This window comes from Geodermatophilus sp. SYSU D00079 (assembly GCF_054050635.1).
On sequence record NZ_JBJGZS010000004.1, the window covers coordinates 47,903 to 63,432 of the forward strand.

Here is a 15,530-nt window from a genome sequence, read left to right on the forward strand (position 1 = left end):
GGGTCAGCCTACGGAGCCCTCCGCGGGGCCCGGGGAGGCGGGAGCCGCCGCGCCGACCGGCGGGTCGGCCGCACCCGAGCCGCCTTCGGAGGCGGCCGGGTAGCGCAGCGCGAGCAGCGAGGCGACCCGCCGCCGGACCGCCGCGGAGACCAGGCTGCCGTCCTCGCCGGGCTCGAGCAGCTCGCCGGGGACGACGACGTAGCGGTCGGGCGCGGCGTCGGCCAGCGCCAGGAACGCGCGGCGCACCGCGTCCGGGTCCGCGCCCTCGGGGGCCGAGGTGACCGGGGCGTCCACGACCACCGTGAGGTCCGGCAGCAGGCCGCGGGTGGCCCACAGCGAGGTGCGGAAGATCCGGTCGCCGTCGAGGCCCTGCCCGGCGCCGTGGAAGGCGACGGAGGTGTCGACGTAGTGGGTGTTCACCACCACCTGGTTGCGCTCCAGGGCCGGCCGGATCACCGTCGCGACGTGCTGGGCGCGGTCCGCCGCCGCCAGCAGCGCCGCGGTGTGCGCCCCGACCGCGCGGTCGTCGTCGTCCGGGACCGGCTCGGCGGGCGGGAACCCGGTGCCGGTGCCGGGGGCCGGCGGGAACAGCACGCCGCGCACCTTCCGGCCGAGCTGGGTGTCGCTGGGCTCGGAGGTGACCAGCACCGGGCAGCCGCAGTCGCGCAGCACCGCGGCGAGGTCCTCGGCGTACCGGTGGGTGAGCTCGCGGTCCGCGCCCTCGACCACCACGAACAGCCCGACGCTGCTGGCCGAGGCCGAGAGCAGGTCCGACCGGCCCCACAGCAGCCGCAGCACGTCGCGGAACCGCGTGCGCGACCGGCCCGGCGAGACCTGCCGGGTGGCGTAGGCGCTGACCAGGAGCGCGATCAGGCCGCCGACCATCAGCGTGAGCCCGGGGCCGGTGGGGCTGAACACCAGGCCGCCGACGCGGACGTCGTGGCTGCCCAGCAGCCCGGCCAGCCCCGGGCCGACCGCCACGGCGAGCAGCAGGACGATCCGCACCGAGGAGACGAGGAAGGCGTAGACGCGGCCGCGCAGCCGGTCCTCCACCTCGAAGCCGATCAGCGTGTAGCCGATGATCCAGCTGACCCCGGCGAACAGGCCGACGAGGAAGGCCACGGCGGTGGCCAGCACGAACTCCCGCAGCACCGACATCGCCAGCAGCGCCAGGCCGGCCAGGCCGATCGCCCGGGCGAACAGGACACGGCGCGGCACCGTGGGCAGCACCCGCGGCCCGGCCAGCATGCCGATGGCCAGCCCGGTGAACACCACGCCGAACACCACCGAGTACCCGGCCGTCCCGGCGTCCAGGGTGGCGACGTAGAGCTGGGCGACGCCGATGATCAGCCCGCCGGCCCCGAAGGCGCCGATGACGCCGACGTAGAGCGCCCGCATGACCGGTTGCCCGCGCAGGAAGGACACGCCCTCCACCACCAGGGAGAAGACGTTGCGCTGCCCGCCGTCCCGGTCCACCGGCGTCCCGGGGATCAGCCGGCGGGAGAGCAGCACGGTCAGCGAGCTGACACCGAACGTGGCGGCGTTGAACAGCAGTGCGACCACGATCGCGGTGCGGGACTGGGTGCCGTCGCTCTCGCCGAGCAGCCGGCTGGCGGTCGACAGCAGCGCGAAGACCAGCGCGGCCACCGGGACGGCGCCGTAGACGGAGAACAGCGAGACCTGGTTGGCCACGGCCAGCCGCTCGCGGGGCACGATCGCCATCCACATCGCCTGCTTGGCCGGGTTGGTGAACAACCCGACCGCCTCGACGAGGAACTGGGCGACGTAGAGCCAGGTCAGCTCGTAGGTGACGGCGATGGACAGGTACAGCCCCAGGGCCAGCAGCTCACCGACGACGACGGTGGTCCGACGGTCCAGCCGGTCGGCCAGCGCCCCGGCCAGCGGGCCGAGCAGCAGGTCGGGGAGCAGGCGGGTGAGGATCACACCGGAGATCGCCGCCCCCTGCACGGCCAGCGACTCCTCCCGGGTGAGCTGCTGGGCCATCGCCGTGGTCGCCAGCAGGCCCAGCCAGTCCCCGAGGCTGGAGAGGGTGATCGCCGCCCACAGGCGGCGGAACACGGGGATGCGGACGAGGGCGAGGAAGGCGTTGTCGGGGCGGGCGGGGTCCGGCTCCGCGTCCCGGCCGCGGAGCCGCTCCCCGGCGGCCGGAGCGCCCGCGGCCGCGTGCTCCTCGATCACAGTCCCCGCCGTCCGCTCGTCGATCCGTACCGGACGAGGGTAGTGGCGGGGGGCGGCAGGTCAGTCCTGCCGCACCCCCGACGGGTGGTCCGCCCCGGGCCGGCGGCGGTGGAGGACGACGGGGACCGGCGCCGGGCTCGCCGGGTGCGGGGCGACCAGGCCCTGGTCCAGCCGGGTCTCGGTGAGCCGGCGCAGCTCCTCGTACGCGGGGCCCCCGAGGAGCGCGGTCAGCTCCGCGGCGTAGGTGAGCACCAGCGGTTCGGGGGAGACGTGCGCGGCGGGCGAGCCGGTGCACCACCAGTGCAGGTCGTGCCCGCCGGGGCCCCACCCGCGCCGGTCGAACTCACCGATGCTGGAGACCAGGACCCTCGTGCCGTCGGGCCGCTCCACCTCCTCCTGCTCCCGCCGCACCGGCAGCTGCCAGCAGACGTCGGGCTTGGTGAGCATCGGGTGCAGGTCCTCCCGCAGCGCCATGCGGTGCAGCGCGCAGCCGGTGCCCCCGGGGAACCCCGGCCGGTTGAGGAACACGCAGGCGCCGTCGACGCGCCGGGTGCGCAGCGAACGGACGCCGTCCTCGTCGTCGGCGGCGTCCTCCTCGGTCCAGGCGCCACGGCCCACCGGGGCGAGCTGCCAGTCCTCGTCGGCGAGGTCGGCGACGGCGGCGGTCACCCGGGCCAGGTCGTCCTCGTCGGTGAAGAACGCGCCGTGGCTGCAGCAGCCGTCGTCCGGCCGGCCCTCGACCACCCCGGCGCAGCCGCGGCCGAACACGCACGTCCAGGCCGACGCCAGCCAGGTCAGGTCGGCGCGGACCACGTGGCCGGGGTCGGCGGGATCGGGGAACTCGACCCACTCGCGGGCGAAGTCCAACGGCACCTCGGGAGGGACGTCCTGCACCCGGTCAGCGTAGGAGCCACTGCGCGGGCGCCGGGAACCGTCGGCCGGGGGTGGGATCCGCACCACGACCGCGGCCACGGGGGCCCCGGCTGCTGACCGGATCAGCCCGTCCGGGTGGCGACCGGCAGACTGACCGCATGCGGCTCGGGGTGCTGGACGTCGGATCGAACACGGTGCACCTCCTGGTGGTCGACGCGCACAGGGGCGCCCACCCCACCCCGATGCACGACGACCGCGAGGTCCTGCGCCTGGCCGAGCACGTCGGCCCCGACAACCTCCTGTCGAAGGAGGGTGAGAAGGCGCTGGTCAAGGCGGTGCGCAAGGCCTGCGACCAGGCCGAGCGGCAGGGCTGCGAGGAGCTGCTGGCGCTGGTGACCTCGGCGATCCGCGAGGCGGACAACGGCCTGGAGGTGCTGGCGCGGGTCCGGGAGCGGACCGGCGTGGACCTGCAGGTGACCAGCGGTGAGGAGGAGGCCCGGCTGACCTTCCTCGCCGTCCGCCGGTGGTTCGGGTGGAGCGCCGGCCGGCTGCTCGTGCTCGACATCGGCGGCGGGTCGCTGGAGCTGGCCAGCGGGCTGGACGAGGACCCCGACGTCGCGCTGTCCCTGCCGCTGGGCGCCGGGCGCATGACCCGCCGCCACCTGCCCGAGGCCCGTACCGGCGGCCGCCCCGACCTGCGCGCCCTCGAGGAGCTCGACGGGTACGCCGCCGACCTGCTGCGGCCCGCGACGTCGAAGCTGCTGGCCGGCGGCCCGCCGGACCTCGTGGCCGCGACGAGCAAGACCTTCCGCACGCTGGCCCGGCTGACCGGTGCGGCGCCCTACTCCGCCGGGCTGCGCGCGCCGCGGCAGCTCACCCTCGACGGCCTGGAGCAGCTGATCGGGTTCGTCTCCCGCATCGAGTCCGCGGCGCTGGCCGAGCTGCAGGGCGTGTCACCCGACCGCGCGCACCAGGTCCCCGCCGGCGCCGTCGTGGCGCGCGCGGCGATGCGCGCGCTCGACGTACCGTCCGTCCGGATCTGCCCGTGGGCGCTGCGGGAGGGCGTCATCCTGCGGCGCCTGGACTCTCTGGAGGAGCAGCTGTGACCACCTCCCGCCGGGACCCGGAGACCGGTGGCCGGCCCCTGGCCGACATCCTCCGGGAGGCCGGGGTCGAGTCCCCGGCGCGGGGACGCCGGCGCCGGGAGGACGACACCGACACCGGCATCCGACAGCGGGGGAGCGGTGGTGAGCGCCCTGCGGACACCGGCCGGGTGGGCGAGCGCGCCCCCTTCGGCCGCCGCGCCGTCGACCGGACCGGTGACCTGGCCCGGCCGACGCCGCTGCCCGAGCGGCGACGGGCCCGGCCCGAGCCCTCCACCGCGGCCATCCCGGGCCTCCGCCCGTCCAAGAAGCCCGGCGTCCCCGGCGCGGCGACGTCGGCCACCGGCTCGCTCCGGGCGCAGCAGCCGGCCGACGCCGGGCCCTCCACCGGGCCGATCCCCGTCGTCCGCCCCGACGACGACGCCCCGCTGCTCGACGAGGAGGCCCTCGGCCCGCGGGAGGGGGTCCTGGCCTGGCTGCGCTTCGCCGGCGAGCTGGTCGTCGCCCTCGCCGCCGGCGTCGGCATCTACTTCCTGTTCACCGTGCTGTGGGAGCTGCTGCCCTACCTCGCCGTGGTGCTGGCACCGCTGGCCGTCGCCGCGCTCGTGGCCGGCGTCGGGGCGTGGCGGCAGCGGCAGGACAAGGAGCCGGCCGGCTTCCGGCTGGTCGGCGTCCTGGTCTTCGCCGGGACGGTGCTGACCATCGCCCCGGCCGCCGGTCTCCTCTCCGGGACGTGACGGAGGGCCCCGCTGCCCCTGCCGCTCGCGGGCTCGCGGCGGGCCCCTGCAGGAGGGGCCTCACTCCTCCTCGTCGTCCTCCTCCGGGCCGGCGGCGAACTGCTCGACCATCGCGGCGGTGAACGCGTCGAGGTCGTCGGGCTTGCGGCTGGTCACCAGGTTGCCGTCGACGACCACCTCCTCGTCGACCCACTTGGCACCGGCGTTGCGCAGGTCGGTCTGCAGGGAGGGCCACGAGGTCATCCGGCGGCCGCGGACGACGTCGGCCTCGGCCAGCACCCACGGGGCGTGGCAGATCGCCGCCACCGGCTTGCCCGACTCGAAGAAGGCCTTCACGAAGGCGACGGCGTCGGCGTCCGCACGCACGAAGTCCCCGTTGATCACCCCGCCGGGCAGCACCAGGGCCGCGTACTCGTCGGGGTCGGCGGAGCTCACGGGGACGTCGACCTTCTTGGTGTCGGCCTTGTCGATGTGGTCGTAGGCGGTGATCTCGCCGGCCTCCAGCGACACCAGCTCCGGCTCGGCGCCGGCCTCCTCCAGCGCCTGCCACGGCCGGTCCAGCTCGACCTGCTCCACGCCGTCGGTCGCGAGGACCGCCACCTTCATGCCGTCCAGTTCTCCTGCCATGCGGCCGCCGCTACCCCGGCCCCGACGACGGCACACGCGGCCGCACTACGTTCGGCACGTGCGCTCGCAGACCCCCTCCCCGGTGCGCCGCCTGCTCGGCCGGCGCCTGGGCGCGCCCGCCGGAGCCGGCCGGTGGCCCGCCGACCCGGTGACGACGGCGGCGGACCTGGCGGCGGCGGGCTTCGCCGTCGCCCTCGAGCACCGGCCCGCCGCCGACGCCGGTGACCCGACCGCCGCGCTGCGGGAGCTGGTCGCACGGGTGGCCGCGGCCGGCATCGCCGACCGGTGCGAGCTGACCGTCCCGGTGGACCGGCTCGGTGCCGCGGACGCCGTGGCGGTGGCCCGCACCGCCGCCGGGGCCGGACTCGGCGTGGCCCTGACCGGCGCGCCCCCCGGGGTCGACGCCGTCACCGGGGACCTGCCGGCGCCGGTGGTGGTGGTCCCCGCCGACCACCCCGGCGCCGAGCAGCGCTGCCGCGCGCTGGCCGACGCCCGGGTCCGCCTGGCCGCCGGGCGGGGCGCCGCGGCGGACCTCGCCTTCGTGCGCTGCCTCAACGTGCTGATGGCCGGGGCCGGGCGCCCCGCGGTCGGCACCACCGATCCGCGGCTGGTCGCCATCGCCGGCGAGCGGGCCGCCTGGAACGAGCGAACACCGGACAGCTGGGAGTACGTCATGCCGTGGAGAGTCCGCACCGAGCAGCAGCGCCGGCTGGTCGCCGGCGGGTACGGGGTGCGGGTCGTCGTCCCGTCGGGGGAGCGGGCCGCGCTCGTTCCGCTGCGCCGGCTGGCAGGTCTGCGATGACCGCGGGCGGGCGGCAGGGCCTGGCGATCATCGGCGGCGGCAAGATCGGGGAGGCGCTGCTGTCGGGCCTGGTCCGGCGGGGCGGGCCGGACGGCATCGTCGTCTGCGAGCGCAGCCCCGAGCGGGCGGCGGAACTGACCGGGCGCTACGGCGTGCCGGTCCTCGGGCTCACCGAGGCGGCGGCCCGGGCCCGGGTGCTGCTGCTGGCGGTCAAGCCGCAGGACATCGGCACCCTCCTCGGGCTGCTGGGCGGGTCGGTCGACGCGGACCACCTGGTCGTCTCGGTCGCCGCCGGCGTCCCGACGTCGACGATCGAGGCCGCCCTGCCGGAGGGGGTGCCGGTCGTCCGGGTCATGCCCAACACCCCGGCGCTGGTCGACGAGGGCATGTGCGTGCTGTCGGCCGGGGCGCACGCCGACGAGGCGCACCTGGACGAGGCCGAGGCGCTCCTGGCCGCCGTCGGGCAGGTGCGCCGGGTGCCGGAGAGCCAGCAGGACGCCGTGACGGCGCTGTCGGGCAGCGGTCCGGCCTACTTCTTCTACCTGGTCGAGGCGATGATCGACGCCGGCATCCTGCTCGGCCTGCCGCGGGCGCTGGCCGCGGACCTCATCGTGCAGACCGCCCTGGGCTCGGCGGTGATGCTGCGCGACTCGGGGGAGCACCCGGTGCAGCTGCGCGAGGCGGTCACCAGCCCCGGCGGGACGACGATCGCGGCGATCCGGGAGCTGGAGCGGCACGGTGTGCGGGCGGCGCTGATCGCGGCGATCGAGGCGGCGCACGCCCGGTCGGTGGAGTTGGGTCGGCGCCCGGAGGGGCGGTGACCCTACCGCTCAGGGGTGCGGATTTGTCGACACAGCGTGACTGGATGCGGACGTGTCGTCGACGACGCGCCCAGACACACGTCGATCTACCGACATAGGTGTAGTTCTGCCCAGGACGGACCGGTCCGCATGTCCGTTTCTTCCATCGCTTCTGTCACGCCAGTCCCCCTACGCTCTGTATCAGCACGTGCGTGTCCCGTAGTCGGTGGGGAAGCCGGCGCCCGACGCGTGCTAGGTCCGGAGATGAAGTCATGACCATGCCCCAGCGCACCGCCACTGCTGCCGCCTACGCCCGTCCCGGCGTCCCGGCCCCCCGTCAGATGGCCCGCCCGATCGCGGCCGCCCAGATGGCCCGCCCGATCGCCCCGGCGCACCCGGCCGCCATGCCGGTCGGCCGTCCGGCCGTCCCCGCCCCCCGCGCGTCGGTCACCTTCCTGACCGTGGCCGAGGTCGCCAGCATGATGCGGGTCTCCAAGATGACCGTGTACCGCCTCGTGCACGCCGGTGAGCTCTCCGCCGTCCGCGTCGGCCGCTCGTTCCGCGTCCCGGAGCGCGCCGTGCAGGACTACCTGCGCGACGCCTACACCGACATCGCCTGAGAACCGCCGCCTGCCCCCGCCCCACGCAGGTTCGCGGCGGGACACCGCAGGAGGCCACCCCCGGGAGGGGGACTCTGCGCCGGCTCCGTTCCCGCGGCAGCGTCGCCGCGGGGGCGCCGGGTACGCTCGGGCGCCGAGCGACGCCGGGTCGATGCAGAACCGGGCCGTCGCACACGAGCTGATCACCTCGCGCGGCGGCCGACGGGACCCCGGTCCCCTCTGGACGTCGCGCGGCGACGACACCAGGAGCACAGGGCATGGGTTCGGTCATCAAGAAGCGCCGCAAGCGGATGGCGAAGAAGAAGCACCGCAAGCTGCTGAAGAAGACCCGCGTCCAGCGACGCAACAAGAAGTGAGCTGACGCTCGTGCCGCCCGCGATCGTCCTGGTCACCGGTGTGAGCCGGTGGCTCGGGGGTGCGCTGGCGGCCGAGCTCGCTCGCGACCGCTCCATCGAGCGCGTCATCGGGGTCGACACCGTCCCTCCGTCGACGGAGATGCTCCGTCGACTCGGCCGCACCGAGTTCGTCCGGGCCGACATCCGCAACCCGCTGATCGGCAAGGTCATCGCGACGGCCTCGGTCGACACGGTCGTGCACATGAACATCAGCTCCACGCCGGCCGGCTCCGGCGGGCGGGGGCCGATGAAGGAGCTCAACGTCATCGGCACGATGCAGCTCCTGGCCGCCTGCCAGCGCGCGCCGTCGGTGCGGCGGTTCGTGCTGAAGTCGACCAGCGCCGTCTACGGCGCCTCCTCGCGCGACCCCGCCGTCTTCACCGAGGCCATGCAGGCCCGGCGGGTGCCCTCGGGTGGGTTCGCCAAGGACAGCCTCGACATCGAGGGCTACGTCCGGTCCTTCGCCCGCCGCCGTCCCGACGTCGCGGTGGCCGCGTTGCGCTTCACGAACTTCATCGGCCCGCGCATCGACTCCCTGCTCACGCACTTCCTGCGCATGCCCCTGGTGCCCACGGCCCTGGGCTACGACGCGCGGGTGCAGCTGCTGCACGAGGACGACGCGCTGGCGGTGCTTACCCGGGCCACGACCGGGGACTTCTCCGGCACGGTCAACGTGGGCGGGGAGGGCACGCTGCTGCTGTCGCAGGTCATCCGCCGGCTGGGCCGCATCCAGGTCCCGCTGCCCTCGCCCACGCTGGCCTCGGTGGGCCGCCTCACCCGGCGGTTCGGCTTCGTCGACTACTCCCCGGAGCAGATGCGTTTCCTCAACTTCGGCCGGGTGGTCGACACGACGGTGCTGCGCGAGGAGTTCGGCTACACCCCGCGCTTCACGACGGCCGAGGCCCTCGCCGACTACGCGAGCACGGTGCCCCCGGTGGTCCCGCCCGACCTCGTCGGCGGGGTGACCTCGCGGGCCCAGGCGGTCGTGGAGCGGGCGGGCGCCACGATCGGCGCGGTCGGGCAGCGGCTGCGGCCGGTGCCGGCGGCCCCGGGCCTGCGGGCGGTGCGCGATGCCTGAGGCGCGGGTGATCCCGCTGCGGCCGGAGGACGACGACCTGCACGTGTCTCGGCCGCCGTCCCCCAGCTGGGAGGAGCAGGTCGCCGGTGGTCTGGAGTTCCTCCGCCGCCGGCTGACCGGGGACTACGAGACCGACGAGTTCGGCTTCGACCCCGACCTCACCGACCACGTGCTGCTGCCGCTGCTGCGCCCGCTGTTCTCGCGCTGGTTCCGGGTGGAGACCCACGGGGTGGAGAACGTGCCCGACACCGGCGGTGCGCTGGTGGTGGCCAACCACTCCGGGACGCTGCCGGTCGACGCGCTGATGACGACGGTCGCGCTGCACGACGACCACCCGGCGCAGCGCCGGCTGCGGCTGCTGGGCGCGGACCTGGTCTTCGAGATGCCCTTCGTCGGCACGGTCTCCCGCAAGATGGGCACCACGCTGGCCTGCAACGAGGACGCCGAGCGCCTGCTGACCGGCGGTGAACTGGTCGGCGTCTTCCCCGAGGGCTTCAAGGGGATCGGCAAGCCGTTCCGCGAGAGGTACACCCTGCAACGGTTCGGCCGGGGTGGTTTCGTCACGGCGGCACTGCGCACCGGGGCGCCGATCATCCCGTGCGCCATCGTCGGTGCCGAGGAGATCTACCCGATGCTGGGCAACGCCAAGACCGTCGCCCGGCTCCTCGGCCTGCCCTACTTCCCGATCACGCCCACCTTCCCGCTGCTGGGCCCGCTGGGGTTGCTGCCGCTGCCGTCGAAGTGGCTGATCGCCTTCGGGGAGCCGATCGAGACCGCGTCCTACGGTCCCGCGGCCGCCGAGGACCCGATGCTGGTGTTCAACCTGACCGACCAGGTCCGCGAGACCATCCAGCAGTCCATCTACCAGCTCCTGCTGCAGCGCAGGTCCGTCTTCGGCTGACCCCGTCCGAGCGGGGGCCCGGAGGGCTCCCCGAGGACGGGGTCGCCACCGCGGCACACAGGTGGGGGACGGCAGCCGGTCGCGGGTGTCAGCCGGGGCCGCCCCGCGAGGTGGTCTGACGAGTGGGGGCCGGAGGCCTCCTCGAGGAGGGCCAGGACCGGCTCCACGCAGGTGGGGACGGCACCTGGCCGCGGTGTCGCCCGGAGGGTGACAGACGACTCAGAACGGCCAGCGCTGGCGGCGGCGGAGGGCCAGCGCCCCGCCGACGAGGCCGCCGGAGAGCGCCGCGGCGGCCACCGTGGGGACGCCGATCTTCGCGGCCTTGCGCCCGGTGCGGAAGTCGCGGACGTCCCAGCCGCGGGAGCGGGCGACGGCGCGCAGCTCGGTGTCGGGGTTCACCGCGACCGCCGTCCCGACGAGGGTGAGCATCGGCAGGTCGTTGGAGCTGTCGCTGTAGGCGGTGCACCGGGAGAGGTCCAGGCCCTCGCGTTCGGCCAGGGCGCGCACCGCCTCGGCCTTCGCCTCACCGTGCATCAGCTCGCCGACCAGCCGGCCGGTGTACTTCCCGTCGACCACCTCGGCGACGGTGCCCAGGGCGCCGGTGAGCCCCAGCCGGTGGGCGATGATCCGGGCCAGCTCGACCGGGGTGGCGGTGACCAGCCACACGCGCTGCCCGGCGTCGAGGTGCTTCTGGGCGAGGACGCGGGTGCCGGCCCAGATCCGGTCGGCCATCAGCTCGTCGTAGATCTCCTCGCTCACCGCGACGATCTCGTCGACCGGGCGGCCCGCGACGAACGCCAGCGCGTTCTCCCGGATCGTGTGCATGTCGTCGGCGCTCTCGTTGCCGGCGACCCGGAACTTGGCCTGCTGCCAGACGAACAGGGCGAGGTCGCGTGCCCGGAAGTACTTGCGGGCGGCCAGCCCGCGGGCGAACCAGAACAGCGACGCGCCCATCATCATCGTGTTGTCGACGTCGAAGAACGCCGCCGTGGTCAGGTCGGGGACGACGGCCGGCGCCGGCGCGACCTCCGCGGCCGCGGCCGACGCGGCACCGGCGACGTGCGCCCTGGTCTCCTCGTCGGGCAGCTCGCCCGCCCTCCGTGCGCGGCGGCCACGGAAGGGGAGTCCCGGCACGACGACCTCCCTGTCGACCCGGCGCGGCCGGCGTGCGGCCGGGCAGCGGGGTGGTGGTGGACCTCGTCCCGAACCCTAGTTGGGCCGGCGGCGGGTCGCCGTCGCGGGTTCAGCAGACGAGGAACGGGATGCAGATCGGCAACGGTGTCTCGATCAGCGGTGGCGGCGGGGTCCGCGTCGGCACCGGCGCGGGCAGGGACGGCGTCGGTGGGGCCGGTGTGCCGCCGCCGGCGCCGCCGGGTGCGGGCGCGGGTGCCGAGGCGGTGGGGGCCGGAGGCCGTGGCGCCTCGGCACTGGGCGCCGCCGGGGGTGCCGGCGAGCCGGTGCCACCCGCTCCGGGAGCCGGTGCGGGCGTCGGGCCCGGGACCGGGGCCGGGGCGGTCGTAGGGGCCGCCGCGGTGTGCGGGTGGGCGGTCGGCCGGGTGCTCCCGGGGGCGGGGCTGGGCGGCGCCGGAGCCGTCGGCGGTGCGGCGCCCGGCTCGTCGGCGGGGCAGGGGGCCGGGACGGGGCCGAGGACGTCGGTGCCGGTGGTCGCCGGCCCACCCGGGCAGGTCAGCGCGGTCTCCAGGCCGGTGGCGCGCTCGGTCACCCCGGCCAGCAGGTCCGCGGACTCCCGCGCCGCGTCGGCGGTACCGGCGGGCAGCTCGCTCCGCAGCGCCGTCAGGTCGGCGGCCTGCGCCGCGGCCCAGTCACCCAGCTCCTGCAGCGGCGCGGCGTCCCCACCGGCGACCGCCTCGCCGGTGAGCAGGGCGGTGCCCTCGGCGGTCTGCGCGTCCATGGTGTCCAGCAGCGCGACGGCGACCTGGGTCGAGCCGGAGCCCTCCAGCGCGTCCAGCTCCGCCAGCCGGGTGGAGGCGAACTCCAGGAGGGTCAGCCCGCGGGAGTCCCCGGCCAGCGCCAGCCGGCTCTGCTCGGTACCGCGCTTGACGCCGTAGAGGACGTCGCCCGGGGTGGCGTCAGTGGCGAGGGCGACCAGGGCGCCGAGGGTCGTGACGGTGAGCGCGGCACCGGCCAGCCCCGCGGTCAGCCGGGTCCGCCAGGGACGGGCCACGCCGTCGCGGGCCCGGACGTCCAGTGCCCGCCGCAGCCGGGAGGGCGCCGGCTGCGGGGAGCGCACCGCCGCCATCGCCACCAGCCGCTCGCGGGTCGCCGCGCGGAACGCCGGGTCGGGTGCGTCGTCGAGGTCGGCGGCCAGTGCCTGCAGGCGGTGGACGACGGCGTCCTCCCGGACGGCGGCACGCCGGGGAGCCGCGGGCGCGGCGCCGTCGTGCGTGCTCACCTGGGACCTCCGGGGGATCGCGTGCACGACGGGGTGTCGTGCGTCCACCCCGGCAACGACATCGGCGGGCCGGCCGTTACGGGGCACCGGCGGGGAGCCGGGGTGGCGTTCATCGCAGTCCCTCCGGCAGCAGGCGGGCCAGGCGGCGCACCGCCCGGTGCTGGAGGGCCTTGATGGCGCCGTCCTTCTTGCCCATGACGGCCGCGGTCTCCGAGACCGACAGGCCCTGCAGGAACCGCAGCGAGATGCACTCCTGCTGCTCGCCGCCGAGCTGCCGGACGCAGGACAGCAGCTGCTCGTTGGTCAGCTGCTGGACCACGGTGTCCTCCGGGCCGTCGGTGGCCCGGTCGGCGTCGCGCATGTCCGCGGTGGTGACCTCCAGCCGGAAGCGGCTGCTCTTCACGTGGTCGAGCACGATGTTGCGGGCGATGGTGACCAGCCAGGCGCCCACGTCGCGGCCCTGGAAGGACAGCGAGTCGATCCGTCGCAGCGCCCGGACGAACGTCTCGCTGGTGAAGTCCTCGGCCAGCGCCCGGTCGCCCACGCGGTGGTACAGGTACCGGTACACCATCGTCACGTAGTGGTCGTAGAGCCCGCCGAACGCCTCGGCGTCCCCCTGCTGGGCCCGCCGCACCAGCTCCCACACGTCGAGCGGTGCGACGACCTCGCCGAGGTCGTCGGCAGGCGGGACGGACCGGGGGTGCGGGGTCGGACGCGGCCGCGGTCCGGCGGTGGACGGCCGCTCGTCCACCGGGTGCGGCTGGGGCATGCGGGCGTCGGTCTCCTCGTCGGCCCGCCGGGTCCTCCTGGGGCGCGCCGGCAGGGCGCGCGGTGCTGCGGGGCAGCGCCCATGGTGACAACATCGCTGCAGCCCGTCCACGCCACCCCGGTCACGCGCCGTGTCGTGGCCCTTCCCGCGGGTGGCCATGACCGCTCCACCGGAGGAGATGCGCATGACCGGCGTCGGTGCGTCGCTGTCCTCGCTCGTGCGGACGGCGGCCCGGGAGCGGCCGGGGGCGCCGGCGGTGGTGGCGGGGGAGGAGCGCCTCACCTGGGCGGAGCTGGACGCCCAGGTGGACCGGGCGGCCGCCGGGTACGCCGCCCGGGGCCTCGCGCCGGGCGAGCGGGTCGCGGTGCAGCTGCCCAACGGGCTGGACTGGCTGCGGGCGGCCCTGGGGGCGCTGCGGGCCGGGCTGGCCGTCGTCCCGGTGAACACCGCCTACACCGACGCGGAGCTGGAGCACGTGCTCGCCGACTCCGGGGCGGCGCTGCTGGTCGCGACGCAGCAGCGCGCGCCGGTGGCCGGGGTCCCCGTCGTGGGTGGCCCGCCGGCCGGGGACGGCCCGCCCCCGGACGTCGCCGACGACCCCGCGACGCTGTCCTTCCTGGCCTACACCAGCGGCACCACCGGCCGGCCGCGCGGCGCGATGCTGACGGCGGGCGCCCTGCGCGCCAACCAGGAGCAGTGCCTGGCGGTGCAGCCGGCGCCGGTGCGGCCCGAGGACCGGGTCCTGCTCGTGCTGCCGCTGTTCCACGTCTACGGGCTCAACGCCGGCTTCGGGCTGGTCGCGGCGACCGGCGCCTGCGCGGTGCTGATGGAGACCTTCGACCCGGCGGCGGCGCTGGCGCTGATGGCCCGCGAGGAGGTCACCGCCGTCCCCGGGGCCCCGCCGATGTACCAGGCGTGGCTGGCCGTCGCCGACGCCGCCGGGTCCGACGCCGACCTGCGCCGCGCCTTCGCCGCCGTCCGGATGGCCTCCTGCGGTGCCGCGCCGCTGCCCGCCGAGGTCTGGACGGCGATGCGCGAGCGGGCCGCGGTGACGGTGTGGGAGGGGTACGGGCTGACCGAGGCCGGCCCCGTGGTGGCCAGCACGCTGGCGACCGGGCGCGCCAAGCCGGCGTGCATCGGCGGCCCGCTGCCCGGCGTGGAGGTGCAGCTGCGCGACACCGCCCTCCACGAGACCGGGGACGGGGGCGCCGGCGGCGGCGACCTCGCCGAGGACGGCCCCGGCGAGATCTGGGTGCGCGGGCCCAACCTGTTCTCCGGGTACTGGCCCGACGGCGCCGACGGCCCGGATGCCGCCGGCTGGCTGGCCACCGGCGACCTCGCCTACGCCGACGAGGACGGCGACCTGCACCTGGTCGACCGGCGCAGCGACCTGGTCCTGGTCAGCGGCTTCAACGTCTACCCCGCGGAGGTGGAACGCGTGCTCGACACCCATCCGGCGGTCGCCGAGAGCGCCGTCATCGGGGTCCCCGACCCGCGCACCGGCGCGGCGGTCCGGGCCGTGGTGGCGCTGCGCCCCGGTGCCCAGGTGACCTTCGAGGAGCTGCGCGACCACGCCGCGGCGTCCCTGGCGCGCTACAAGGTGCCGACGTCGGTGCAGGTGCTGGCGACGCTGCCGCACTCGCTGACGGGCAAGGTGAGCCGGGCGCGGCTGCGTGAGCTCGGCCTCACCGAGCCGCAGGCCGCGGGGGGCGGCGATGACTGAGCCGGGGCGGCTGCAGCTCATCACCCGCCAGGGCTGCCACCTGTGCGAGAACGCCGCGACCACCCTCGAGCAGATCGCCGCGGAAGCGGGGCTGGCCACGACGTCGGTCGACGTGGACGCCGACCCCGAGCTGCAGGCCGAGTACGGCGACCGGGTGCCGGTGGTGCTGCTCGACGGCCGGGAGCACTCGTACTTCACCGTGGACGTCCCGCGGCTGCGCCGCGACCTCGGCCTCGGCTGAGCGGTCCGGGGGTCACCCGGGCGGGTCGATCGGGGAGGCGCAGGGTATGGTCTCCACCACAGCAGGCCCCGTCTGCGCTGGGAACGAGCCGTCCACGGCCCCCGGCGACTTTGTTCCTGCGTTCACAAGCGGTTACCGTGGCTGTCGCCGGGCGGCAACCCGCCCGCGTCCCCGATGTCGATCGACCGCATCCGGTACCCGCCGGACGTACGGGCGCGACTGCTGTGGAGCAGGAACATGACCGAGCTG

At 75.9% G+C, this 15,530-nt stretch carries 16 protein-coding genes; 10 read left to right on the top strand and 6 right to left on the bottom strand.

Features of this window, described 5'->3' with window-relative positions:
• Positions 1-3: 3 nt before the first annotated feature.
• A complete protein-coding gene (locus ACI79E_RS05255; protein WP_456931492.1) occupies positions 4-2,199 on the bottom strand; it encodes a bifunctional MFS transporter/dTMP kinase in 2,196 nt (731 codons plus the stop codon).
• A 60-nt stretch (positions 2,200-2,259) separates the two neighbouring features.
• On the bottom strand, positions 2,260-3,093 hold the full coding sequence (locus tag ACI79E_RS05260; protein ID WP_456931493.1) for a hypothetical protein: 834 nt from the start codon (positions 3,091-3,093) through the stop codon (positions 2,260-2,262).
• Positions 3,094-3,230: 137 nt separating this feature from the next.
• Between ACI79E_RS05260 and ACI79E_RS05265 the strand changes: the two genes are divergently transcribed.
• Together ACI79E_RS05265 and ACI79E_RS05270 are read left to right on the top strand one after the other, a co-directional pair.
• On the top strand, positions 3,231-4,178 hold the full coding sequence (locus ACI79E_RS05265) for a Ppx/GppA phosphatase family protein (protein WP_456931494.1): 948 nt from the start codon (positions 3,231-3,233) through the stop codon (positions 4,176-4,178).
• Positions 4,175-4,912 carry a hypothetical protein gene (locus ACI79E_RS05270; protein WP_456931495.1) on the top strand — a complete coding sequence of 246 codons (738 nt, stop codon included), beginning with the start codon at positions 4,175-4,177 and terminating at the stop codon, positions 4,910-4,912. Before ACI79E_RS05265 ends, ACI79E_RS05270 begins: the two co-directional genes overlap by 4 nt.
• Positions 4,913-4,972: 60 nt before the next feature.
• Here the strand turns inward: ACI79E_RS05270 and ACI79E_RS05275 are convergent, their stop codons facing one another.
• Positions 4,973-5,539, bottom strand: a complete 567-nt coding sequence (locus tag ACI79E_RS05275; RefSeq protein WP_456931496.1) for a type 1 glutamine amidotransferase domain-containing protein — start codon at positions 5,537-5,539, stop codon at positions 4,973-4,975.
• A 58-nt stretch (positions 5,540-5,597) separates the two neighbouring features.
• Between ACI79E_RS05275 and ACI79E_RS05280 the strand changes: the two genes are divergently transcribed.
• The 6 genes from ACI79E_RS05280 (at position 5,598) to ACI79E_RS05305 (ending at position 10,135) form a co-directional block, all read left to right on the top strand.
• The gene (locus ACI79E_RS05280; RefSeq protein WP_456931497.1) at positions 5,598-6,341 is read left to right on the top strand and encodes a hypothetical protein; all 744 of its coding nucleotides are present in this window, start codon (positions 5,598-5,600) and stop codon (positions 6,339-6,341) included.
• Positions 6,338-7,162, top strand: a complete 825-nt coding sequence (gene proC, locus ACI79E_RS05285; RefSeq protein WP_456931498.1) for a pyrroline-5-carboxylate reductase — start codon at positions 6,338-6,340, stop codon at positions 7,160-7,162. The genes ACI79E_RS05280 and proC overlap by 4 nt, the downstream gene beginning before the upstream one ends.
• 251 nt (positions 7,163-7,413) lie before the next feature.
• Positions 7,414-7,761: a helix-turn-helix domain-containing protein gene (locus tag ACI79E_RS05290; protein WP_456931499.1), complete on the top strand. Its 348-nt coding sequence runs from the start codon at positions 7,414-7,416 to the stop codon at positions 7,759-7,761.
• 257 nt (positions 7,762-8,018) lie between these two features.
• Positions 8,019-8,117 carry a 30S ribosomal protein bS22 gene (locus ACI79E_RS05295; protein WP_012854759.1) on the top strand — a complete coding sequence of 33 codons (99 nt, stop codon included), beginning with the start codon at positions 8,019-8,021 and terminating at the stop codon, positions 8,115-8,117.
• A gap of 10 nt (positions 8,118-8,127) precedes the next feature.
• Positions 8,128-9,234, top strand: a complete 1,107-nt coding sequence (locus ACI79E_RS05300) for an NAD-dependent epimerase/dehydratase family protein (protein ID WP_456931500.1) — start codon at positions 8,128-8,130, stop codon at positions 9,232-9,234.
• Positions 9,227-10,135 carry a lysophospholipid acyltransferase family protein gene (locus ACI79E_RS05305; protein WP_456931501.1) on the top strand — a complete coding sequence of 303 codons (909 nt, stop codon included), beginning with the start codon at positions 9,227-9,229 and terminating at the stop codon, positions 10,133-10,135. Before ACI79E_RS05300 ends, ACI79E_RS05305 begins: the two co-directional genes overlap by 8 nt.
• Before the next feature lie 219 nt (positions 10,136-10,354).
• Here the strand turns inward: ACI79E_RS05305 and ACI79E_RS05310 are convergent, their stop codons facing one another.
• The 3 genes from ACI79E_RS05310 to ACI79E_RS05320 all read right to left on the bottom strand — a co-directional run bounded on the left by ACI79E_RS05310 (position 10,355) and on the right by ACI79E_RS05320 (position 13,317).
• Positions 10,355-11,269, bottom strand: coding sequence for an HAD family hydrolase (locus ACI79E_RS05310; protein WP_456931502.1), 915 nt, complete (start codon positions 11,267-11,269; stop codon positions 10,355-10,357).
• A 109-nt stretch (positions 11,270-11,378) separates the two neighbouring features.
• Entirely contained in the window at positions 11,379-12,548 is a 1,170-nt protein-coding gene (locus tag ACI79E_RS05315; protein WP_456931503.1) for a DUF5667 domain-containing protein, read from the bottom strand.
• A gap of 109 nt (positions 12,549-12,657) precedes the next feature.
• A complete protein-coding gene (locus ACI79E_RS05320; RefSeq protein ID WP_456931504.1) occupies positions 12,658-13,317 on the bottom strand; it encodes an ECF subfamily RNA polymerase sigma factor, BldN family in 660 nt (219 codons plus the stop codon).
• Positions 13,318-13,501: 184 nt separating this feature from the next.
• On the opposite strand from ACI79E_RS05320, the gene ACI79E_RS05325 reads away from it, so the two are divergent.
• Entirely contained in the window at positions 13,502-15,040 is a 1,539-nt protein-coding gene (locus tag ACI79E_RS05325) for an AMP-binding protein (RefSeq protein WP_456931505.1), read from the top strand.
• Positions 15,033-15,281: a glutaredoxin family protein gene (locus ACI79E_RS05330; protein WP_456931506.1), complete on the top strand. Its 249-nt coding sequence runs from the start codon at positions 15,033-15,035 to the stop codon at positions 15,279-15,281. The genes ACI79E_RS05325 and ACI79E_RS05330 overlap by 8 nt, the downstream gene beginning before the upstream one ends.
• The last annotated feature ends 249 nt before the right edge of the window (positions 15,282-15,530 follow it).

Excerpts from the sequence above, each read along its gene's own strand:
- ACI79E_RS05265 (WP_456931494.1), top strand. The coding sequence starts at position 3,231 with ATGCGGCTCGGGGTGCTGGACGTCGGATCGAACACGGTGCACCTCCTG.
- ACI79E_RS05275 (WP_456931496.1), bottom strand. The coding sequence starts at position 5,539 with ATGGCAGGAGAACTGGACGGCATGAAGGTGGCGGTCCTCGCGACCGAC.
- proC (WP_456931498.1), top strand. The coding sequence starts at position 6,338 with ATGACCGCGGGCGGGCGGCAGGGCCTGGCGATCATCGGCGGCGGCAAG.
- ACI79E_RS05290 (WP_456931499.1), top strand. The coding sequence starts at position 7,414 with ATGACCATGCCCCAGCGCACCGCCACTGCTGCCGCCTACGCCCGTCCC.
- ACI79E_RS05295 (WP_012854759.1), top strand. The coding sequence starts at position 8,019 with ATGGGTTCGGTCATCAAGAAGCGCCGCAAGCGGATGGCGAAGAAGAAG.
- ACI79E_RS05305 (WP_456931501.1), top strand. The coding sequence starts at position 9,227 with ATGCCTGAGGCGCGGGTGATCCCGCTGCGGCCGGAGGACGACGACCTG.
- ACI79E_RS05320 (WP_456931504.1), bottom strand. The coding sequence starts at position 13,317 with ATGCCCCAGCCGCACCCGGTGGACGAGCGGCCGTCCACCGCCGGACCG.
- ACI79E_RS05325 (WP_456931505.1), top strand. The coding sequence starts at position 13,502 with ATGACCGGCGTCGGTGCGTCGCTGTCCTCGCTCGTGCGGACGGCGGCC.
- ACI79E_RS05330 (WP_456931506.1), top strand. The coding sequence starts at position 15,033 with ATGACTGAGCCGGGGCGGCTGCAGCTCATCACCCGCCAGGGCTGCCAC.